This is a genomic window from Sphingobium subterraneum, from assembly GCF_014199435.1.
Classification (GTDB): Bacteria; Pseudomonadota; Alphaproteobacteria; order Sphingomonadales; family Sphingomonadaceae; genus Sphingobium; species Sphingobium subterraneum.
The window spans coordinates 81539-103734 of record NZ_JACIJP010000004.1 but is presented as its reverse complement, the minus strand read 5'-3'; the positions used below and the strand labels follow the sequence as shown (position 1 = coordinate 103734).

Sequence of the window (22196 nt, the reverse complement as noted above, 5' to 3'; positions counted from 1 at the left end):
GCACACCCTGCCCGTGGATCGCTTGGCTTAGAGCGAAACCCTGCGGAACCAGCCGTCCGGTCCGGGGGCTTCGCCGCGCTGAATGGCGGTCAGCTGTTCGCGCAGCGTCTCCGTCACTTCGCCGGTCGCTCCGCCGTTGCCGATCGTGAAGTTGCCCTTGGTCGAGCGCACCTCGCCGATCGCGCTGACCACCGCCGCGGTTCCGCACGCAAACGCCTCGCGCAGGCGGCCGCTCTGCGCGTCGGCGCGCCAGTCCTCGATGCTGTATTTGCGCTCTTCGACCGGGCGGCCCTGCTGGCGCGCGAGCGTCAAAATCGAATCGCGCGTGATGCCGGGCAGGATCGTGCCGGTGAGCGGCGGCGTCATGATCGACCCGTCGTCAAAGACGAAGAACACGTTCATGCCGCCCAATTCCTCAATCCAGCGACGCTCGGTCGAATCGAGAAACACAACCTGATCGCAGCCCTGCGCATAGGCTTCCGCTTGGGCAACGAGGCTGGCAGCGTAGTTGCCGCCGCATTTGGCCGCGCCTGTACCGCCCGGACCCGCCCGGGTGAAATCATCCGACACCCAGACGGTGACCGGCTTCGCACCGCCCTTGAAATAGGATCCCACCGGGCAGGCCACGACGCAGAAGATATATTCCGCTGAAGGACGCACACCCAGAAACGCCTCGCTCGCGAACATGAACGGGCGCAGATAGAGGCTGCCGCCCTCCTGCGTGGGCACCCAGTCCCGGTCGACGCGGATCAGCTCTTCGATCGCTTGCAGGAACAGCGCGTCGGGCAGGACCGGCATCGCCATGCGCTCCGCCGATTCGCGAAAACGACGCGCGTTTTCCTGTGGCCGGAACATCGTGACGCCCTCATCGGCGCTGCGGTACGCCTTCAGGCCTTCGAAAATCTCTTGCGCATAATGCAACACGGCGCAGGCGGGATCGAGCGAAAAGGGTTCGCGCGCACGGACCTGCGCATCGTGCCAACCCTTGTCGGCGGTCCAGCGGATCGTCACCATATGATCGGAAAAGACCCGGCCGAACCCGGGATCTTCCATCAGGGCGGCGCGCTCCTGCGCGGAACGCTTGTTGCCGTTGGGCACGACTTCGAACCGCATATCCATAACGTCGTTCATCATAGTCTCCGGCAGACCAGCTAAAATCAGCCAGTTCAGGCAGGTTGAGCGAAGGGGTTCTATGACGGCGGGGCGGCGGGAAAGCAAGGCATTCGGTAAGGGATACTGTCGCGTGTGGGACGAGCCGGACGCCGGAAAGTCGCGTAGGGCATGGTGGCTCTTTATGCGCACTTCGTCTATTGGGCCCGCATGACGTTCCACGCGCAAATCCTGACGCTCTATCCCGAGATGTTCCCCGGCCCGCTGGGTGTGTCGCTCGCCGGGCGCGCGCTCGTGGAGGAGATCTGGTCGTGCGCGCCAGTGCAGATCCGCGACTTCACGACCGACCGGCACAAGTCGGTGGATGATACCCCGGCAGGCGGCGGCGCGGGCATGGTATTGCGCGCCGATGTGCTCGCGCGCGCCATCGACCACGCCATCGCCGTGCAGCCCGCCGCCCCGGTGCTCGCCATGACGCCGCGCGGCGCGCCGATTACCCAAGCCCGCATCCGGCAGCTCGCCGCAGGGCCCGGCGTGACGATTCTCTGCGGGCGCTTCGAGGGCTTTGATGAGCGGATTTTCGACGCCCGGCCGATCGAACAGGTGTCGATGGGCGACATCATCCTGTCCGGTGGAGAGATCGGCGCGCTGATGCTGCTCGATGCTTGCGTTCGCCTGCTTCCCGGTGTAATGGGCGCCGCTTCCAGTGGGGATGAGGAGAGCTTCGAAAGCGGCCTGCTCGAATATCCGCACTATACCCGACCACCCGAGTGGGAGGGGCGCACGATCCCGCAAGTGTTGCGATCGGGGGATCATGCGAAGATCGCCGCCTGGCGGAAACAAAGGGCGGAGGCAGATACACGGTCACGGCGACCGGACCTTTGGGAACGCTACTCTGGCGTTCGGGACCAGTCGCCCTCTGATGCGCAACGCGAAGACTGAAGGACTGAACATGAACCTGCTTCAGCAGATCGAGGCGGAAAGCATCGCCGCCCTCGCCAAGGACATTCCGGCATTCCGCGCTGGTGACACGCTGCGCGTCGGCGTGCGCGTCGTCGAAGGCGAACGGACCCGTATCCAGAACTACGAAGGCGTGTGCATCGCGCGTTCGAACAAGGGCATGGGCAGCAATTTCACCGTGCGCAAGATCAGCTTCGGTGAAGGCGTGGAGCGCGTGTTCCCGCTCTATTCGCCGAACATCGATTCGATCACGGTTGTGCGCCGTGGCGTCGTGCGTCGCGCGAAGCTCTATTATCTGCGCGGCCGCACCGGCAAGCGCGCCCGTATCGCCGAGCGCCGCGACGTCCGCACCGAAGATTGAGGCTTCCTCCATCGCAACGATATGCAAGAAGGCGCCCGGTTCTCCGCGGCGCCTTTTTCGTTCCTGGGAGGTCTTGGCCAACGGTGTAGGTAGGTCAGTCTGTCTGACCGCTCGTCGTGCGCACGAACCCCGTTGCTTCGCCATCGGTATCCCGCACGAAAAACCACGCCAGCAGGGTGAGCGCGACGCCATATTGGATCATCCCATGCCAACCGGCACCATTCAGCCCGATCAGCCAAAGCAAGGCCGGGAGCAGCGGATACAGTATGAGGTTCGTCAACAGCGCGACCGACATCGACCGCTGGGGCTTGCCGAGTGCCGTCAGGCCCGCCGCCAACGGCGTGGACACAAGCGCGGCCGACCTCCCCAAGGCGACCAGGACCACCAGCGCTGTCCCGCCCGCGAAACTATGGCCGCCCAGCAGGACAAGGATCTGATTTCCGAACAACAGCATCAGCATAACAAAGAGAACGGCCAGCGCGCCAGCGATCGCAGCGCTGCGCAACACGGTGTGGCGAAACAGAGCCCAGTGGCGCTTGGCGACCTGATCCGCCAGCACGGCATAGCTGGCGTTGGAAAGCATGGCGGCGGGCTGTTGCAGCAGCGATGTCGCGCGCTGCGCGAGCGCGAGCACGCCGGTCGCCGTCGGGCCAAGCATCCAGCCAACCGTCAGCGGCACCAGATTGGGCGCGAGTTCGCGAAGTGTGATATCGAAATTGGTAAGCACGATGAACCCACCGAATTTCTCATGATCGCGTATGACCCCGCGCCATGGGCCGGTCAGTGGCTGCCCACCCGCGATCATCGTCCAGGCTTTCCAGCCGAGAAACCACATGCTTGCCCATTCGACAACGGCGGCGACCAGCCATGCCAGGACGAACCCGCTCAGCCCCGCCCCTGTCAACCACACGATCAGCGCGCCCAGCAGGCGGATCGTCGGCGAGACCGTCTGGTGGATGCCAAGCCAGTCGAACCGTCCGGCTATCTGCACCACACCCTGCGGCGTCGCGCGCACAGTCGCGAGCACGGCAAAGCTGTAGATGCGCGCGATGTCCGTCACGTCCGGCGACCAGCCGAGGCGCGGTCCGACGAACGGCACCAGCACGGCCGCGAGGATGATCGCCAGCGCACCGCAGCCCAGCTCCAGCAGCGCCATGAACCGCACGATGCGCGCGAAACCGGCATGGTCGCCATCAGCCAGCGCTATCGCGCCATAGCGAACCACGCCGTGAAAACCCGAAAAGGCCAGGATGCTGCCCATCATGACCGCGTAGGAACTGATGAGGATCAGGATACCATAGCCGTGTGCGCCGAGCGTGCGGGTCGCGATGACAAGATAGATCAGGCTCAGCACGCCAGCGGCCGCTTTTCCCCCCAGAAGATGCACAAGATTGGCCAGCACGCGGCGCGGGCCGGAGCGCAGCGGCGGATCAGAATCCAGCATGTGGGAGGAAGACGCAGACATTTCATTGCTATTATGCGACCAGCAGGCCAAATGCACCCGGCTTTTGCGCAATGCTGGTGGAGACAATGCTGAAAAATGGGGGCGACCGGCGAATGAAAGTTGGCTTCCTTTTCAATCATGACCAGGCGCATCAGGTGGCCCACGCCCTTCCCGTTGCGCTTGCGCTGCGCCGGGAATACCCGGAAGTCGAGGTCATCGTCGCCACGACCAACTCGCGCCTGACGGACGAGGTCAGGCGTCTTTCCGCACGCCTGGACGAACCGATCCATGTCGAGCAGCTCGGGCTACGCAGCCGGACGACACGAGCACTGTCCCATGCGTTCGAGACGATCCTGCCCATTGCGAAGATCGGCATGTATCGGGACAATCTGGATTTCTTCCGTAGTCTTGACGCGCTGGTGGTGACGGAAAAGACGTCGTTGCTGCTCAAGACCCGCTATCATCTCGACCTCAAGATCATCCATACGCGCCACGGCGCGGGCGACCGGGCGATCGGCTTCAACAAGGCGAGTGCGGGGTTTGACCATGTGCTGGTGTCCGGCACGAAGATCCGCGACCGGCTGGTGCGGGATGCGGGGGTAGCGCCGGAGAAGCTGAGCACCGTGGGCTATCCCAAGTTCGACCTGATGCCCGATCCCGCCCCGCGCCTGACGTTTCAAGCGAACGGCAAGCCGACCGTCCTCTACAACCCCCACCCCTCTCCGCATTTGTCCTCCTGGTACAAGGAGGGGCGGGCGGTGCTCGACACTTTCCTGAACGACGACCGCTTTAACCTGATCTTCGCACCCCATGTCATGCTGTTCCACCGCAGCTTTACGGTGACGATCGACCGGCTGCGCGTCGACCGGCCGGGGACCATCGACCGGCGCTATCATGATGCTCCCAATATCCTTATCGACCTGGGCAGCGCGGCTTCGACCGACATGACCTATACGGCGGCGGCGGACATCTATCTGGGCGACGTCAGCAGCCAGATCTACGAATTTCTCTATCGCCCGCGCCCCTGCATCTTTCTGAACAGCCAGCATGTCGACTGGCGCGGCGACCCCAATTATGCGCATTGGCAGGCGGGCGAGGTCATCGACAACGTGGCGGATCTGCGCGGCGCTCTCGACCGGGCTCTGGCCGATCCCAACCGCTATCGGGACGCGCAGCAGGATCTGTTCGCGCGCAGTTTCGAGTTGACCGAGGAAGCATCCTCAGTGCGCGCCGCGCGGGCGATTATGGCCGTGCTCGGTGCGAAGGGGGTGGAGCCTTAGCCGCAATGGGCCTGCGCAGCCATCGAGGCACGGCGGGATGTGCAAAAGGCGCTGCGTAAAATCAGAACGCGCTGAGGCGCTCGAGGATCGCCAGTCCGGCGGCCTCAAACGGCGCAGGCCCGAATTCATCGAGGATATGATAGCGCGCTGCCATGCCGCGCGCCGCCAGCGCCTCCGGTTCGGACAGCACCTGTTCGAGCGTCGCGCTGAGGGCCGCGATGTCACCGGGCGGAAACAGATGGCCGGTGATTCCGTGCTGGATCGAGAAAGGAAGCTGCCCGACGGCGGCTGCGACGACCGGAAGCCCCGCCTGCATCGCTTCATGGGCCGCGATGCACAGCCCCTCGCGGCGCGACGGCTGAAGATAAAGGTGTAGCCCTGCGAGAAACGCCTTGGGATCCTCGACATAACCAGCCAGCCTCACTGTACGGACGCCGCGTGCTTCCATCTGCGCAAGCAGCGCAGCGCGTTGCGCGCCCTCCCCGCCGATCACGATCTCGAACGGCGGAAGTCCGGGGGGCAGTTGGGCCAGCGCGTCGACCAGCAGGTCATAGCCCTTGGCGGGGTGCAGCCGCCCCAAGGTGCCGATACGGATCGTTTCGCCCGGCGTCCATGACGACGCGACGGGAGCTGTCGGATCGGCCCGGAAAATCGGCCAGCGCAGCACGCGTTCCGGGTTCACGCCCAGCCTTTCGGCCGTGAGCCGGGTCACTTCATCCGAATCGCCGACCCACAGCTTCGAAAGATCGCGCGTCGTGCGCAATAGCCAGAGGTTCGCGGGTTTGAGGAAAGCATTGTGCTGCCAACTGATCACCGGCAAACGGCGGCGCAGACCAACAAGCTGCCCCAGCAAGGTCGCGCGGGTCAGCGAAGTCCACAAATGAGTTGCGCCCCAGGCTCGTACCGACTGATCCAGCCAGCGAAGGGCGGCGAAATGATCGTCCTCCCCCCCGGCGCGCACCGCGACGTCAATTTCCGCTGCCACCAAGGCGGCACGGGCGCGTTCGTCGCGAGCAGTGAGGGCGAAGACCTTGACCTCCGCCCCGGCACGCCGCAGCACATCGACTATGGACGGGACAGGCAACGCCGCCCCGCCCCCCTCCAGCGAATTGATGACATAGGCAATGCGCAGAGTCATCACGCGGCGCGGCGTTGCGCGACGACGTGGTGGAACAGCCGCAAATATTCGTCCGCTACCGGTTCAATCCGGAAACGGGCGACACTGGCGGCCAGCGCGTCGGGATCCGGCGGCGGCGCGTCGAGCAGGTCGCGCATCGCGGCGGCCAGTGCGTTCGGATCGTGGATAGGCACAACGCGGCCCGCTGCGGGCGTGGTCACCAGTTCCGTCATCGCCGGGGTGCAGTTGGTCGTCACGACCGGGCGGCCGGCGGCCAGCGCCTCGATCAGCACCGCGCCATAGCCTTCAAAGTGTGAGGACAGCACGAAGATGCGCGCTTGGTCAAGCCAGGGACGAACGTCGGCAGCATAACCCACCAGACGGACACGGTCGTCAAGGCCGTGTTGCCGCACGAGCGCGCGCAGCTCGGCTTCCATGGGCCCCGATCCGACGATCGTGAGGGTAGCGTCCGGATCGCGCATCGCCGCGAACGCATTGATCAGATCCACAAAGCCTTTTTCCGGCACCAGCCGCGCCGCCGCGACGATGGCGCGAGCGGCTGGCAAGGGAACCGGTGGCAACGGCGTATTCGACAATGCAGGCAGCGGGATCGTCAGCGCACAATTGCGGCGCATGATTGCGTTGGCCTGGTCCCGCGGCTCGTCCGACAAGGCGACCAGCGCATCCACTCGCCGCAACAGCACGCGCATGCGGCGGTTGAACAGTTCCTGCCGTAGCCAGCCCCGCTGGGGCTTGCGCAGGGCGTTGCTGATTTGCGCAACGATCGCCGGACGCGCCGGTCCGATGGTCAGCGCGATCGGCGGGATAACCGGCCAGTGGAAATTGCCGGGCACGAAAAGCACATCGACTGGATGCTCTGCAAAATAGTCGCGGGCATCGAAACCGACGCGAGTCAGCGACCCTGTTGAGCGCGGCATCGGCGGGTCGGTAACGATCACATCCACCTCTGGCGCAAGCAGATCATACAGTGGCCCTTCGCGCGAGCCGCAGAAAATCCGCACGGAAGCGCCTTTCCGCGCCCACACACCCGCGAGGCGGACAGCGACCCGTTCGGTCCCCCCCAAGGCAAAATCATGAAGAACTATCCCGATGGATAGATGCCGACCCATGGCGCCCTTTAACATCGGTTTTCGGAGTGTGCGAGTGAAGATTAACCCGGATTGTCGCGGGCCGGGGAGGAAGGATCTCACCCCTGACGGGTCCCATCAATCCTGCGGCACAAGGCCTTTATGGGGCTGATCGCTCATCCAAAGCCTCCGGAAGGGGCAAACCAGCCAAGCCAAGGAGCGACTGCTTTAGCGGCGCAAAGTTTTTATTTCTATCGATACAATTGACATAAGTTCAGCTGTGTATCTATTTAAACGGTAGACAAAAGGGGGTCTGAAAAGGGGGATTGTGCGGGCGTTGCCCGACCCTTTGTTCTGGCCTCCCGGACCGGCCACAGGAACATGAAGGATATCGTGATGCACATTTCAGGCAAAACCACTCGCCGCCTGTTCCTCGCTTCCGCGGTTGCGGTAGTTACGCTGCTCTCCGCCTGTTCGGGCGGCGGAGAAAAGAGCGCGAAGTCTGTCGAGATCACCAATGTTTCCTATGATCCGACCCGAGAACTATATCAGGCGGTCAACCCGCTCTTTGCCGCCGCCTGGAAGGCAAAGACCGGCCAGGACATCACCTTCAAGATGAGCCATGGCGGGTCGGGCAAGCAGAGCCGCGCCATACTTGACGGGCTTGAAGCCGACGTGGCCACCCTCGCGCTGGCCTATGACATCGATGCTATTGCCGCCCGGGGCAAGCTGCTTCCGGAGGACTGGCAGAAGGCTCTGCCGGATAACAGCGCCCCTTATACCTCGACCATCGTGTTCCTGGTGCGCAAAGGCAATCCCAAGGGGATCAAAGACTGGGGCGACCTTGTGAAGCCGGGCGTCGCCGTCATTACCCCTAATCCCAAGACGAGCGGCGGAGCACGCTGGAATTTCCTCGCAGCATGGGCTTACGGCCGCAAGGCGGGTGGTAGCGACGCTGCCGCCGAAGCCTATGTGAAGCGGGTCTTCGCGCAGGTCCCTGTCCTGGATAGCGGTGCGCGGGGCTCCACCACGACCTTTGTGGAGCGTGGCATCGGCGATGTGTTGCTGACCTGGGAAAATGAGGCGTTTCTGGCCGAAAAGGAACTGGGCAAGGGCAAGTTTGAAATCGTCGTCCCCTCGATCTCGGTTCTGGCGGAACCGCCGGTGGCCGTCATCGCCGCCAATGCCAAGAAACACGGGACCGAAGCGGTCGCCAAGGCCTATCTGGAATTCCTCTACACCCCTCAGGCGCAGGCTGAGATTGCCCGTAACTTCTATCGCCCGCGCGATCCGGATGTCGCTGCCCGGTTCAAGGATCAGTTCCCCACCATTAACCTTGTCACGATCGACAAGGATTTCGGGGGATGGGCGTCAGCCCAGAAGACCTACTTCGACGACGGCGGGGTCTTCGACCGGATTTACAGCCAGAAGTGAGTTGATCTCTCCTTCCCCCTCCAATCGAGCAGGCCACTGCAGATGTCATCCCTTGCAACTCCCTTTTCTGTCCGAAAGACAAGCTGGCGCCAGCCGTCCGTGCTCCCCGGCTTTGGCCTGACGTTCGGGTTCAGTCTTGTCTGGCTGACTCTCATCGTGCTCATCCCGCTGGCGACGATTTTCCTGAAATCGGCGGGCATGGGCTGGCATGGCTTCGTCGAGGTGGGGTTTTCGCACCGCGCCATCGCGGCCTACCGCCTGAGTTTCGGCACGGCAGCGGCGGCCGCACTGATCAACGCCGTCTTTGGGCTGCTCGTCGCGTGGGTGCTCGTCCGCTATCGCTTTCCGGGTAAGCGGTTCGTGTCCGCGCTGGTTGACCTGCCGTTCGCGTTGCCCACTGCGGTCGCGGGAATCGCGCTCACCGCGCTGTATGCGCCCCGTGGCTGGATCGGGCAGTATCTCGAACCGCTTGGCGTCACGGTTGCGTTTACGCCGCTCGGTATCATCATCGCGCTTGTCTTCATCGGCCTGCCGTTCGTCGTCCGATCGGTGGAGCCGGTACTGGCGGACCTCGGCCGGGATGTCGAGGAAGCCGCCGCCACGCTGGGAGCCAATCGGATCCAGACCTTTTCACAGGTTATTTTTCCGGCGATCGCGCCCGCGCTTGTCACCGGCTTCGCGCTCGCCTTCGCGCGGGGCGTGGGGGAATATGGATCGGTGATCTTCATTTCCGGCAACATGCCCGGCAAGACCGAGATCGCGCCGCTGCTGATCGTCACGCAGCTGGAGCAATATGCCTATGACGGAGCCACCGCCATTGCGACGGTGATGATGGTCTTCTCGTTCGTGATCCTGTTCGGCCTCAACGCGTGGCAGGCGGCCCAACGCCGGAGGTTGGGCGCATGAGCCGCACCGCATCCACCACCGAAGGCCGCACTTCGCAGGCTTTGCTCATCGCCGCAGCGATGATCTTCCTCGCCTTCTTCCTGCTGCTGCCGCTTGTCGCGGTGTTCACCGAAGCCTTCAAGCAGGGGATCGGCGCCTTTGGGCAGGCCGTCATGCATCCCGATGCCTGGGCTGCCATCCGCCTCACCCTCCTCATCGCCGCGATCAGCGTTCCGCTCAACGTAGTGTTCGGCGTGGCGGCAAGCTGGGCGATCACCAAGTTCCACTTTCCTGGACGGCACCTGCTGATCACCTTCATCGATCTGCCGTTCTCGGTATCTCCCGTCGTATCCGGCCTCATCTTCGTACTACTGTTCGGCGCGCACGGGCTTCTTGGGCCGTGGCTTGCCGAGCATGACATCAAGATCATCTTTGCCGTGCCGGGCATCGTGCTCGCCACCGTTTTTATCACCTTTCCGTTCGTGGCACGCGAGCTGATCCCGCTGATGCAGGAGCAGGGCAAGGACGATGAGGAAGCGGCGATCTCGCTCGGCGCGAACGGCTGGCAGACCTTCTGGCATGTGACGCTGCCCAACATCCGCTGGGGCCTGCTCTATGGCGTGCTGCTCTGCAATGCCCGCGCGATGGGGGAGTTCGGTGCGGTCTCGGTCGTATCCGGCCATATCCGCGGCGAAACCAACACGATGCCGCTGCACGTCGAGATTCTTTATAACGAATATGACTTCGTCGGCGCCTTCGCCGTGGCATCATTGCTTGCTGCTCTCGCGCTGGTGACGCTCATCGCCAAGAGCATTCTCGAATGGCGCTTCGACTTACACCACGGGGGAGCGGTCCATTGATCAAGGTTCAGAACATCACCAAGCATTTCGGAGCATTTGCTGCGTTGTACGGTGTCGACCTCGAAGTCCAGCCCGGTGAATTCATCGCTCTGCTTGGCCCCTCCGGGTCCGGCAAGACCACGTTGTTGCGGATCATTGCAGGGCTGGAATTTCAGGACGGCGGGCAGGTCCTGTTCAATGATGAGGACGTATCCAGCCGCAGCGTCGGCGAACGCCAGGTTGGTTTCGTCTTCCAGCATTATGCCCTGTTCCGCCACATGACCGTGGCAGAAAACGTCGCTTTCGGCCTTAGCGTGCGCAAGGGAAAGAACCGCCCGACCAAGGCCGCCATCCGCGCACGGGCGGAGGAGTTGTTGCGCCTCGTCCAGCTTGAAGGACTGGGCCATCGCTATCCCGGCCAGCTTTCCGGAGGCCAGCGTCAGCGTGTCGCCCTCGCCCGGGCATTGGCCATCGAACCGAAACTCCTGCTGCTTGACGAGCCATTCGGCGCGCTTGATGCAAAGGTGCGCAAGGACCTGCGCCGCTGGCTCAAGGATCTGCATACGCAGATGGGTCTGACCTCGATCTTCGTAACACATGATCAGGAAGAGGCGCTTGAGCTTGCCGATCGGGTGGTGGTGATGGACCATGGCCGGATCGACCAGGCCGGCACGCCTGAACAGGTCTATATGGAACCGGCCACGCCGTTCGTGTCGCATTTCGTCGGAGAAACAAACCTTCTGCCCGGCGGCTTGCATGTCCGGCCCCACGACCTTGAGATCGTTACCGACGGCGGGGACCCCGTCGTCGTCGACAACCTGTTCCGCAAAGGAGGGTTCTGGCGGGTAGAGGGGAAGCTCGCGGGCAGCGACACCGTGATCGAGCTTGATCTGGACGCCAGCCTTCCGCCGCCTGCGCTGGGCACGACGATTTTCATCCGCCCTCGCCGTTCCAAGACCTTTCCCCAGACGGGAGTATCGCCATGACCACCGGAAAAGTCCACCGGCCGCCCGATCCTGAAGCGGCCCGACTTCTGGAGGAAAGCCTCGCCAATGTGCGCGAGGCCCTGTCCAACATCCGATACGGAACCGTGTCGCTCACCGTTCACGAAGGACGCGTCACGCAAATCGATATCACGGAGAAGAAGCGCCTCAAGGCGAACTGATCCGCGAAAACACCACCAACGAAAACGAATGGCGCGCTGACCGGATAACTGGAGGCAGCCTGACTAATGCAGGGAAACGAAAATGTTCACACGATCACTTCTACTTACCAGTGCTGCTGGCGCAGCGTTGTTTGCCGTGCCGGTTTTTGCCGCCGAGGCACCGGATCAAGGCGGCGCGGTCGCCCCCGATCAGGAAGCGCAAGCCCGTGACGGCCGTGGCGAAGTCATCATCGTCACCGCCCGCCGCCGCCAGGAAGCAGCGCAGGCCGTGCCGCTCGCCATCTCGGTGGTTAAGGCCGACAGCATTGAATCCACTGGCAATTTCAACGTCGTGAAACTGCAGCAGCTGGCCCCCACGCTGCAGGTCTACACGTCGAACCCGCGCAACACTTCGGTTAACATTCGCGGACTCGGCGTGCCGTTCGGTCTGACCAGCGACGGCTTCGAGCAGGGGGTCGGCATCTATGTCGATGACGTCTACAACTCGCGCGTCGCGGCGGCGACCTTCGATTTCCTCGATGTCAATCAGGTCGAAGTGTTGCGCGGCCCGCAGGGCACGCTTTATGGCAAGAACACCACGGCGGGCGCGATCAACATCACGACCAACCAGCCGACATTCGAGTTTGAGGGCCGTGCCGAAGTCACCGCCGGCAATCTGAAATACAAGCAGGCGAAGGCGGCGATTTCCGGTCCGCTGTCCGATACCATCGCGGCGCGACTCGCCGTCGCCACCACCACCCGCCGGGGCACGCTCTATAACGTGAAGACTGGGCGCTGGATCAACGAGCAGGACAATCTGGGCGTGCGTGGCCAGCTGCTGTTCAAGCCCAATGAGGATCTCTCGATCACCCTCTCGGGCGATTACAGCAAGCAGGACCCCTATGGATTCGGTACGGCGTTCGTGCGCGTGGGAACGACACAGCGCGCGCTCAACCGCCAGTATGACGCGCTGGTCGCGGCTGTTAACGCCGCCAACCCCGGCCGCAACTATGCCGTGCCCAGCCGCAACGTCTATGACCGGCTGACCGACATCGACTCCACGCTTCAGGCCGGGAACATTATCGGAGGCGCTTCGGCGCGCGTGAAATGGGATGTCGGCCCCGGCACGCTGACCTCGATCACCGCCTGGCGCTTCTGGGACTGGAAGCCGCAGAACGACCGCGACTTCACCGGCCTGTCGATCGTGTCCAAGTCGCAGAACCCGTCGCAGCAGGACCAGTACAGCCAGGAATTCCGCTACAATTATGAAAGCGACAAGATCGACTTCGTCGTCGGCCTGTTTGGTTTCAAGCAGCGGATCGACACGCAGGGCACCGAACAGCAGGGCAGCGACGCGAGCCGCTGGAGTCTGACCAATGCCCAGGGCGGTAACGATCCCTCCATTCTCAACGGCCTGACAGCAACCAACACACAGTATCTCAAGAGCACCAGCGCCGCACTTTATGGTCAGCTCAGCTACAAACTGACGGATGCCCTTACCATTCAGCCGGGTGTGCGCCTGAACTACGACAAGAAATCGGGCTTTTACCAGCGCGTGGTAACGACCGGCGCGGGCGTTGTGCTCGATTGCACGCCGCCTTTCGTGACGAACAGCCCGCGTGCGGCACAGTGCGGCGTTTACCAGCCGCAGTTGACGACGCCGTCGGCCAGCAAATGGAACCTGAGCTACGATTTCAACGTAAACTACAAGTTCGCGCGGGATGTGCTGGGTTACGCGACCTATGCGAAGAGCTTCAAGACGCTGGGCATCAACCAGAACGGCCTGCCGCTCAATTCGGCTACCAACCTGCCCGATCTTACCACGAGCACGGTGAAGCCGGAGTCGGTCAACCACTTTGAGGTTGGCCTCAAGACCCAGTTCTGGGATCGTCGGGCGACCTTCAACCTCAGCGCCTTCTATACAGAGATCAAGAATTTCCAGGCGACGGTGAATGGTGGTCAGTTCGGTACGGTACGCGGCTATCTTGCCAACGCCGAGAAGGTGCGGACGCAGGGTCTGGAAGCTGACTTCAAGATCCGCGCGAACGAACGGTTCACGGCCTATACCAATGTCGCTTATACCGATGCGAAGTACAAGAAGTTCACCAACGCGCCGTGCCCGCCGGAGCTTTCGGGCGGTACGCTGCAGGCTGCCAATGCCACCCCCGACTATTCGCAGCCGGGCGTTCCAGGAGCGCTCAGCCCGCGCGCATGCGACATCTCCGGTCAGGACCTGCCCGGCGTATCGAAATGGGCGTTCTCCTATGGCGCGGAAGTGAATGCTCCGATCAGCCTCCTGTCGAAGGACGGTCAGGCCTATCTAGGCGTGGACGGCAACTATCGTTCGCACTGGAACTCAAACGCTTCGCCCTCGATCTACACGAAGGTGGAAGGCTATGCCCTTACCAACTTCCGCGCCGGTGTGCGTGGGGACGGCTTCGACGTGTTTGGTTGGGTCCGCAACGCGTTCGATGTCAAATATATCGAGCTGCTGCAGGTTGCGCCGGGCAACGTCGGTCTCATCGCCGGTACGCCAGGTGACCAGCGCACCTGGGGCGGAACGATCAAGTTCTCGTTCTGACCTGAAAAAGTAAGGATCGGAGCGGCCCAGTCCGCTCCGATCCATTTCTGGTGTAAAGAGAACCGGGCAAGCGCGCTATCGCCATAGCGCGTCGATCCGGTAGAGGGTGGCTCCGAAGACATCCGGAAAGGAACACCGCCATTGACTGATTGCTGCGCATTACATCGCGTTCAAAACGGTGGCATACGCTTTCACCGCAGCCCGGATGTCCCGCATCGCCCGATCGCAAGGCATCGGGTTCGCCCCTTTGAAATGCTGGCCTGCGTCGCTCCGTTCGTTGCCGCCATGCTTGCGCCCCACGCCGCGCACGCCAAGGCACCCACGCTGCAGCAGGCGCTCGGCAATCCCGCCGACGTGAAGATTTCGGGGTCCGTACGCGTACGTTACGAAGCGCTCGACGGCCAGTTCCGGCCGGGCTTCGACGCCAAGGACGATCTTTGGAGCGTGCGCACCACTCTGGCTGCCGAATGGAATGCCGGGCCTGTCCGGATCGGCGGCGAACTCTACGACAGCCGCGCCTATGACACGGACAGCGGCAGCGTGCTCACCACCGGAGAGGTCAACACCCTCGAAATGGTGCAGGCCTATCTGGCCACCGACATTCGGGGGGCCTTTGGGAAGGGGAGCACACTGACCCTGCAGGCGGGACGGTTCACCATGAATCTGGGCTCCCGCAGGCTCGTGGCAGCTGACGACTATCGCAACACGACAAGCGGTTATACCGGGTTCCGGGCCGACCTGCAGCTCAAAGACCGGACTAGCGCGACCCTTTTCTATACCTTGCCACAGCAACGCCTTCCGGAAAGCTTCGCGGACCTGCGGGACAACAAGGTCCGGCTGGACCGGGAGGATTGGTCGCTGAGGCTGTTCGGCGCGCTCGTTTCCCGCCCAATCGGGCGCGGCAAGATTCTTGCCGAGCTGGGCTATGTCCGGCTGCAGGAATTCGACCGGCCCAGCCGTCTTACGCGCAACCGGGATCTGCATTCCATCTCCGCGCGCGTTATGACCACCCCGGCGCCGGACACGGTCGATTTAGAGGTGGAGGGCATTTATCAGTCCGGATCGATCCGTTCCAGCGCCGCGGCCAATGCCGGTCGGCTCGACGTCGAGGCATGGTTCGTCCACGCCGATGCGGGTTACACCTTCCGGCATGCGTGGAAACCCCGGTTGTCGATCGAATATGACCGGGCCAGCGGGGATGGTCCCGGGCGAAAATACACGCGGTTCGACACGCTGTTCGGTATGCGCCGCAGCGACCTTGCGCCCTCTGGAATCTATGCGGCGCTCGGGCGCACCAATGTCGAGACTGTCGGCCTGCGGGCCGAGGCCGCTCCATCCCGCCGACTCGACATGTTCGCCAATGCCCGCGCCCTGTGGGCCGCAAGCCGGACGGACAGTTTTTCGACGACGGGCATTCGCGACGCAACGGGGCGCTCGGGCCGTTTTGCGGGATATCAGGTCGAAGGGCGCGTCCGGTACTGGATCGTGCCAGATGTTCTGCGCGCGGAACTGAATGCCGCCTGGCTGGCCCGACGCGCACTGCTCGATACCGCGCCCAATGCACCCGGGCACGGCGACACCCATTATGGAGTGCTGTCCCTGACGACCACATTCTGAACGCATCCCATGGGCTCCTTGGCCTTGCGCGTCGGCACGTCCCGATATCCTGCCAAATACTTTCCAGCCAAGTTACCATTTATGAAAGGTTTTTCGGTAACCCGGCCCGGAGAGTTGCTTAACAGGGATGACGATTGTGGCAAAAGGACTGAGCATAACGGCCAAGATGCTGTTTGCATTCGCGACCTTGCTGGTGGTGATGGCGGGCATCGGGACATTCGCGGTCATGAAGATCGGTGAGGTCAACACATTGTCTGCCGAGATGCGCAGCCGCTGGCTGCCCGCGTCCCAGCTGATCGGCGACGTGCACGCCTATACGTCGCAATATCGCATCCAGCAGGCGACCCATGTCGCGGCAACAACGCCCGAAGAGAAGGCGAAAACCGAAAAGCTGATGCGCAATGCGCGCAACGCCATCGACGGCATGCTCAACGACTATGAGCCACTGCTCGTTACCAAGGAGCAGAAAGCCCTGTTTGGCGACCTGAAATCCAACTGGGGCCAATATGGCCAATTGACCGACCAGCTTGTCGCGCTGTCCAATGCCAATGATCCCACCGCCGTCGACACATTCAACGGCGAAACGCTCGATATGTTCTACACCGTGGAGGATACGATCCTCCAACTGATCGACCTTAACAGCAAGGGCGCCACGGCGCTGTCCACCAAGAGCACGCAGATCTACGATCAGGCGCGCAAGATGGTGATCGGTGCCGTCGTCGGCGGTTTGATCGCCGCCGTAGGCCTGCTGCTCGTCCTGATGCGGACCATCGCAACGCCGGTCAAGCAGATGAGCGCGGCGGTCAAGCTGCTGGTTCAGGGCGACCTCGAAGTGGAAGTCCCCGGCCTGCGCCGCAAGGACGAGCTGGGCAGCCTTGCCCGTGCACTCGACAGCTTCAAGGCCCTGTTCGCCGCTGACCAGGAGCGTTCACGCGCCGAAGCCGAGCGTGCGGCAGAAACCGAAGCGACGATCAACGCGATCGGCAGCGGTCTCGCTGCGCTGGCAAAGGGCAATCTGACGCATCGCGTCGACGAACAGACCAGTGGTCCGCTCGCCAAGCTCTATGTCGATTATAACGAGGCGGTCACGCACCTCCTCAGCGCGATGAGCGAGATCGTCGAGGGCTGCAATACGATCAAGGACGGCACCAACGAAATCGCCCAGGCATCGTCCGACCTGTCGCAGCGCACGGAAAAACAGGCGGAATCGCTCGCCCACACCTCGCGCACTCTCGAGGAGTTTACCGGCTCCGTGAAGGTCGCCGCCGATAATGCCCGTCAGACCAGCGCCCGCCTCGGCGTGGCCCGCGCGTCGGCGGAAAAGGTCGACGAAACGGCCAAGCGCGCCGTCGTCGCGATGCGCAACATCGAGTCTTCCTCGAAAGAAATGACCGACATCATCACGACCATCGATGGATTGGCGTTCCAGACCAACCTGCTCGCGCTGAACGCCGGTGTCGAGGCTGCCCGTGCGGGAGCATCGGGTGCAGGCTTCGCCGTTGTAGCGACCGAAGTCCGCCATCTTGCCCAGCGTTCGGCCGAGGCTGCCGCTTCGATCCGCAAGCTGGTCGCGACATCCGGTGCGCTCATCACCGAAGGCGTGTCGCTGGTGGAAAACAGCGGCGAAGCGCTGCGCCAGATCGTGACCGAAGTCACCGATGTGTCCGACCTGGTCGACGAAATCGCCGAGGCGGCCGAGAAGCAGGCCAGCGGCATCTCGGAGATTTCCGCGATGGTGACATCGATGGACAACGCCACGCAACAGAACGCCGCCATGGTCGAGGAAAGCACGGCCAGCTCGCGCAATCTTTCAAACGAGACGAAGCGCCTGTTCGAGCAGCTTTCGCAGTTTGAGCTTGGTAATGAGATCAGCCGCAGCGAAATGCGCTTTTCGACGCCGTCGACGCCGGTGGCGACATCCACCACTCCCGCCTATCAACCTGCGCCCATGCGCAGCCAAGGCAACCTCGCGCTAAAGGTGGACGAGGACGACTGGGCCGAATTCTGATAGCGGTATCCCCAAGAAACTGCGCCGTCGTGATCCGTCACGGCGGCGCTTTTCGTTGAACCGACGGGACACACAAAAAAGACCTCAGGTAAGCAGACGTCGCGGCGCGCAGCAGCGGCGCCGCACGAACATGGGAATGACAAGGCGGGCGGCGAATCGTCGCGCTGCGACCCGGTCCGGATGCCGTGGAACTTGTACTATCCGATCCAAGACGTTAAATTGATTTCCTGACCATCGCGCGGCGGTTGAAGTTGACAGCACGCAGCTTCAGTAAGAATTCCGCTGTTCCTCAATAAAACCGTGTCCCAGGTCGGGTAAAAGCCGCATTAACCATAGCTGTTGACGGCACTTTATGCCTGTTACGCTAACAGGATCCTGTCAGAAGCGAGAAATTGCCTGGCTCAACAGGAGGTTAACATCATGGTAAGAACAATTTCGGGCAAATGCCTGGTCGCCGCAGCCGCGCTCGTGGCGTTCACCACCCCCGTTTTCGCACAGTCCGCCGATTGGCAGCGCCAGGTTGCGCGCCTGATCGCGTCTAAGCAGACCTACCCCCGCGCGGCGCAGATGCGCGGCGATGAGGGCACCGTGAAGGTCAAGGTCTATGTGAGCGCTTCGGGCGCCATCGAGAAGACCGAAATGGTCACGCCGTCCGGCTCTTCGGTGCTGGATCGTGAAGCGCTGGCCCTGCCCGCCAAGGCTGGCACGTTCCCGGCCCCTCCAGGTGGCGCGACCACTGTCGTGCTCCCGTTGACCTGGAAGCTGATGTAATCTGCTCGGTGCATTGCGGGCATCCTCCGGCCCGTCTCTGCTGCCCTTTGCCGACGGCCCCGCGCCGTCGGCATCGGCGGGAGAGACGGGCCGAGGCCGTTATGTGCATCGCTAAGCCATTGTCCGTTATACGGGGTGGAACCGCTGCGAAAAATCGTTAAGCTGGGCGCATTAACCGAGAGGCCCGGCCATGAACTTCCTCAAAACCGCATTCTGGGTGATCCTGGCCGTAGCGCTGGCCTTGTTCGCCAAGGCGAACTGGACTGTGCCACCCACCTATTCCGGCTATATTCCCGTCAAGCTGTGGGATGACATCATCATCGAAACGCGGCTTCCCATCCTGATCCTGGCCGCCTTCCTGATCGGACTGGTTCCGATGTGGATACTCGCGCGCACATCGCGCTGGAGCATGCGCCGCAAGCTCGACAGCGCTGAACGGGCACTGGCGAGTGCGCTGGCCCCCGTTTCGGCGGCAAATACGGATACACCGGTTACCGTCGCTCCCGCCCTCCCCGTCACGCCTTCCGATCCAGCCAGCGGACCATCATGAAAAGCCCGATTTACGTAGCGATCGACACGCCGGATCTGGAACGCGCACGCCTGCTGGCGAAGCGGGTGCACAACCATGTCGGCGGCATCAAGCTGGGTCTCGAATTCTTCTGCGCGAACGGGCACCACGGCATCCACGAGATGGCAAAGCTGGGGCTGCCGATCTTTCTGGACCTGAAGCTTCACGATATTCCCAATACGGTGGCGAAGGCCGTGCAGGCGTTGCACGTGCTGGAACCGGCGATCCTCACCGTCCATGCGGCCGGGGGGCGGGCCATGCTGGAGGACGCCAAGGCGGCGGCGGGCGTCAAAACGAAGGTGGTCGCGGTAACAGTGCTGACCAGCCTGGACGCCAGTGACCTCAATGAAATCGGCGTGGCGCGCGATGCCGCCGCGCAGGTCCAGCGGCTCGCCGATCTCGCTCAGGACGCGGGACTGGACGGCATCGTCTGTTCCGGCGAGGAAGTGGCGCTCGTGCGGCAACGCTGGCAGGACGGCTTTTTCGTGGTGCCCGGCGTCCGTCCGGCAGGCGGGCGGCTCGGCGATCAGAAACGGGCCGTCACTCCTCGCGCGGCGATCGATGCCGGCGCATCGATCATTGTGGTGGGCCGACCGATCACACAAGCCGATGACCCGGACATGGCCGCGCGCGAGATTGAAGCCACGCTCTAGGGCCAGGGGATTCTGCCCCGATGTTGAGGTAGAGTCGACATGGACCGGAGACTCTCGACGTCGTTCGAACCGAACGGGGGTGTATCGGTGTTGGGGAGATATATGGATATCCGCGGCAACATTTTCGCACGCGCTCCGCTCCAGACATCAAAAACCCGGCCATTGCTGACCGGGTCTTCCGTATATGCTGACGGAGACGGCGAACCGTCCCGCGAAATCAGCCCTGGCGCGCCTTGAAGCGGCGGTTCGTCTTGTTGATGACGTAGGTGCGCCCACGACGACGGATCACGCGGTTATCGCGGTGACGGTCCTTGAGCGACTTCAGCGAGTTGCGAATCTTCATGACGCGGCCTTCAAACTGTTCAATAGCGGAAAATCGAAGCGCTGCCCCTATGGGCCGGGCGCCGCAAAGTCAAGGCCGCACAGCAATAATCGCACCGATTTCGTGCATTGTTCATCGAAGGTGCAGCCAAGTTATGGCCAGGATGTTATGGCAAGAGGCGCGCGTTACCGCGTGCAGGAGAGAGACATGCGCAAGACAGCATATTGGGCGGCAATACTGGCGGGGTCGACAGTCCTCGGTGGATGCGCGACAGCCATCCCTCCTGTCGAGGTCACGCGGTTTCATGCCGGGCCGCCAGTGGCTTCGACGGGCGGCATTGTTGTCGAGGAAGCGCAGGGCAATCCCGACGTCAGCATGGAGTTCCGCACCTATGCCGCCGCTGTCGGACAGGAGCTGCAGCGAATCGGCTTCGTCGACGAAACCGGCAAGCAGACGCTCCGCGCCAGCGATTATGTCGCGCTGGTATCGTTCCGCCGCAGCTTCCGCCCGAGCGGGCCGCGCCAGTCCCCGGTCAGCGTGGGTGTCGGCGGCTCGACGGGCAGCTATGGCAGCGGGCTGGGCGTCGGTATCGGCATCAACCTTTCGGGGAAGCCCAAGGATATCGTGACGAGCGAGCTTTCGGTGCAAATCCGCCGCCGCGCCAATAATGCCGCGATCTGGGAAGGCCGCGCCTTGACCGAAGCGAAGGAAGGCACGCCCGCGTCCCAGCCGGGCATTGCCGCGGGCAAGCTCGCCAGCGCACTGTTCAGGGACTATCCGGGGCTGTCGGGGCAGACTATAACGGTCAAATGACCTTATCGATTACGAGCGCCTTTGACGCGGGCAATATCCGCGTCCTTTCCACAAGCGGCAATGCGCAGACGGGCTTTCGGGCCGAGCTGGAAATCGTGCCCGACCTTCAGAGCGATTTTTACCAGTGGTTCCATTTCCGCGTGGCAGGCGCCGCGGGGGCTGAGGTCGAGCTGGTTATCACCAATTGCGGCGGATCAGCCTATCCGGACGGGTGGAAGAACTATCAAGCGCGGGTCAGCGAGGACCGCGAAACCTGGTGGATGGCCGAGACCGACTACGCCGACGGGCGGCTGACGATCCGCCTTGCGCCGGATAGCAATGCCGTCTGGGTCGCGTATTTCGCACCCTATTCGATGGAACGGCATCACGACCTGATTGCCTGGGCGGCCAGCCAGCCGGGCGTTACGGCGCGTGAGCTGGGGACGACGCTCGACGGACAGCCGATCGACCTGCTGACGCTCGGCGAAGGACCCAAGCAGGTGTGGCTCTATGCCCGCCAGCATCCGGGCGAGACGATGGCGGAATGGTGGATCGAAGGCGCGCTCGACCGGCTGTGCGACGTGGAAGACAGCGTCGCTCGGCTCCTGCGTCAAAAGGCAACGTTCCGTATCGTGCCCAACATGAACCCCGACGGTAGCCGTCGCGGACATCTGCGCACCAATGCGGTTGGCGTCAACCTCAACCGCGAATGGCATGATCCCTCGCTCGAACGCAGCCCGGAGGTATTCCATGTGCGCGCGGCGATGGACGAGACCGGCGTCGATTTCGCGATGGACGTGCACGGCGACGAGGCGATACCGGCCGTGTTCATTGCAGGATTCGAAGGCATTCCTTCGCTGAAGCAGGACCGGCTGGCGCTCTACAACCGCTACCGCGATCTGTTGGCGGCGCGGACGCCCGATTTCCAGACCCGCCAGGGCTATCCCATCGGCCAGCCGGGTCGTGCCAACCTGTCTATGTCCACTGCGCAGCTCGCCGAGCGTTTCGGCGCGGTCAGCATGACGCTGGAAATGCCGTTCAAGGACCATGATGACCTGCCCGACGCGGATTTCGGGTGGTCCCCGGCGCGGTCCATGCAACTGGGGCGCGACTGCATGGCGACACTGGCGGAGATACTCGGGGAGTTGTAGCGCAGCCCCTCGCCCGCTTGCCACCTTGGCGCGGCATCGCTAGACAGCGCGCAGATCCGATCCAACAACAG

At 62.9% G+C, this 22196-nt stretch carries 21 protein-coding genes; 16 read left to right on the top strand and 5 right to left on the bottom strand.

Going from position 1 to position 22196, the window contains the following annotated elements; genetic code table 11:
- Nucleotides 1–27 precede the first annotated feature (27 nt).
- Entirely contained in the window at nucleotides 28–1131 is a 1104-nt protein-coding gene (locus tag FHS92_RS12510; protein WP_184081066.1) for a branched-chain amino acid aminotransferase, read from the bottom strand.
- Between the two features lie 189 nt (nucleotides 1132–1320).
- Here FHS92_RS12510 and trmD point away from each other — a divergent pair, with 189 nt between their 5' ends.
- Entirely contained in the window at nucleotides 1321–2052 is a 732-nt protein-coding gene (gene trmD, locus FHS92_RS12505) for a tRNA (guanosine(37)-N1)-methyltransferase TrmD (RefSeq protein WP_184081267.1), read from the top strand.
- Between the two features lie 10 nt (nucleotides 2053–2062).
- Entirely contained in the window at nucleotides 2063–2431 is a 369-nt protein-coding gene (rplS, locus tag FHS92_RS12500) for a 50S ribosomal protein L19 (RefSeq protein WP_184081065.1), read from the top strand.
- Between the two features lie 94 nt (nucleotides 2432–2525).
- Here rplS and FHS92_RS12495 read toward each other — a convergent pair whose 3' ends face one another.
- Complete coding sequence (locus FHS92_RS12495) at nucleotides 2526–3896, bottom strand: lipopolysaccharide biosynthesis protein (RefSeq protein WP_246351982.1); 1371 nt, start codon at nucleotides 3894–3896, stop codon at nucleotides 2526–2528.
- Between the two features lie 92 nt (nucleotides 3897–3988).
- Between FHS92_RS12495 and FHS92_RS12490 the strand changes: the two genes are divergently transcribed.
- Nucleotides 3989–5155, top strand: coding sequence for a CDP-glycerol glycerophosphotransferase family protein (locus FHS92_RS12490; protein WP_184081064.1), 1167 nt, complete (start codon nucleotides 3989–3991; stop codon nucleotides 5153–5155).
- Between the two features lie 61 nt (nucleotides 5156–5216).
- Here FHS92_RS12490 and FHS92_RS12485 read toward each other — a convergent pair whose 3' ends face one another.
- A complete protein-coding gene (locus FHS92_RS12485; protein ID WP_184081265.1) occupies nucleotides 5217–6293 on the bottom strand; it encodes a glycosyltransferase family 4 protein in 1077 nt (358 codons plus the stop codon).
- On the bottom strand, nucleotides 6293–7402 hold the full coding sequence (locus FHS92_RS12480; protein WP_184081063.1) for a glycosyltransferase: 1110 nt from the start codon (nucleotides 7400–7402) through the stop codon (nucleotides 6293–6295). Before FHS92_RS12480 ends, FHS92_RS12485 begins: the two co-directional genes overlap by 1 nt.
- A gap of 354 nt (nucleotides 7403–7756) precedes the next feature.
- Here FHS92_RS12480 and FHS92_RS12475 point away from each other — a divergent pair, with 354 nt between their 5' ends.
- The 11 genes from FHS92_RS12475 to pyrF all read left to right on the top strand — a co-directional run bounded on the left by FHS92_RS12475 (nucleotide 7757) and on the right by pyrF (nucleotide 19860).
- Complete coding sequence (locus tag FHS92_RS12475) at nucleotides 7757–8794, top strand: sulfate ABC transporter substrate-binding protein (protein WP_184081062.1); 1038 nt, start codon at nucleotides 7757–7759, stop codon at nucleotides 8792–8794.
- Nucleotides 8795–8836: 42 nt separating this feature from the next.
- Complete coding sequence (gene cysT, locus FHS92_RS12470) at nucleotides 8837–9700, top strand: sulfate ABC transporter permease subunit CysT (protein WP_184081061.1); 864 nt, start codon at nucleotides 8837–8839, stop codon at nucleotides 9698–9700.
- On the top strand, nucleotides 9697–10539 hold the full coding sequence (cysW, locus tag FHS92_RS12465; protein ID WP_184081060.1) for a sulfate ABC transporter permease subunit CysW: 843 nt from the start codon (nucleotides 9697–9699) through the stop codon (nucleotides 10537–10539). The genes cysT and cysW overlap by 4 nt, the downstream gene beginning before the upstream one ends.
- Complete coding sequence (locus tag FHS92_RS12460) at nucleotides 10536–11504, top strand: sulfate/molybdate ABC transporter ATP-binding protein (protein ID WP_221231040.1); 969 nt, start codon at nucleotides 10536–10538, stop codon at nucleotides 11502–11504. Before cysW ends, FHS92_RS12460 begins: the two co-directional genes overlap by 4 nt.
- A complete protein-coding gene (locus FHS92_RS12455) occupies nucleotides 11501–11683 on the top strand; it encodes a YezD family protein (protein WP_184081058.1) in 183 nt (60 codons plus the stop codon). Before FHS92_RS12460 ends, FHS92_RS12455 begins: the two co-directional genes overlap by 4 nt.
- Nucleotides 11684–11765: 82 nt before the next feature.
- Nucleotides 11766–14243: a TonB-dependent receptor gene (locus FHS92_RS12450; protein WP_184081057.1), complete on the top strand. Its 2478-nt coding sequence runs from the start codon at nucleotides 11766–11768 to the stop codon at nucleotides 14241–14243.
- Between the two features lie 252 nt (nucleotides 14244–14495).
- On the top strand, nucleotides 14496–15860 hold the full coding sequence (locus FHS92_RS12445) for an alginate export family protein (RefSeq protein ID WP_246351981.1): 1365 nt from the start codon (nucleotides 14496–14498) through the stop codon (nucleotides 15858–15860).
- Between the two features lie 136 nt (nucleotides 15861–15996).
- A complete protein-coding gene (locus FHS92_RS12440) occupies nucleotides 15997–17868 on the top strand; it encodes a methyl-accepting chemotaxis protein (RefSeq protein ID WP_343056730.1) in 1872 nt (623 codons plus the stop codon).
- A gap of 420 nt (nucleotides 17869–18288) precedes the next feature.
- A complete protein-coding gene (locus FHS92_RS12435; protein ID WP_184081055.1) occupies nucleotides 18289–18639 on the top strand; it encodes an energy transducer TonB in 351 nt (116 codons plus the stop codon).
- A gap of 190 nt (nucleotides 18640–18829) precedes the next feature.
- Entirely contained in the window at nucleotides 18830–19189 is a 360-nt protein-coding gene (locus FHS92_RS12430) for a LapA family protein (protein ID WP_184081054.1), read from the top strand.
- Nucleotides 19186–19860, top strand: a complete 675-nt coding sequence (gene pyrF / locus FHS92_RS12425) for an orotidine-5'-phosphate decarboxylase (protein WP_184081053.1) — start codon at nucleotides 19186–19188, stop codon at nucleotides 19858–19860. The genes FHS92_RS12430 and pyrF overlap by 4 nt, the downstream gene beginning before the upstream one ends.
- Nucleotides 19861–20077: 217 nt before the next feature.
- Here pyrF and ykgO read toward each other — a convergent pair whose 3' ends face one another.
- Nucleotides 20078–20203, bottom strand: a complete 126-nt coding sequence (ykgO, locus tag FHS92_RS12420; protein WP_003046794.1) for a type B 50S ribosomal protein L36 — start codon at nucleotides 20201–20203, stop codon at nucleotides 20078–20080.
- Nucleotides 20204–20389: 186 nt separating this feature from the next.
- Between ykgO and FHS92_RS12415 the strand changes: the two genes are divergently transcribed.
- Both FHS92_RS12415 and FHS92_RS12410 read left to right on the top strand, forming a co-directional pair.
- On the top strand, nucleotides 20390–20995 hold the full coding sequence (locus FHS92_RS12415; protein ID WP_184081052.1) for a DUF4136 domain-containing protein: 606 nt from the start codon (nucleotides 20390–20392) through the stop codon (nucleotides 20993–20995).
- Complete coding sequence (locus FHS92_RS12410) at nucleotides 20992–22125, top strand: M14 family metallopeptidase (RefSeq protein ID WP_184081051.1); 1134 nt, start codon at nucleotides 20992–20994, stop codon at nucleotides 22123–22125. Before FHS92_RS12415 ends, FHS92_RS12410 begins: the two co-directional genes overlap by 4 nt.
- Nucleotides 22126–22196 lie beyond the last annotated feature (71 nt).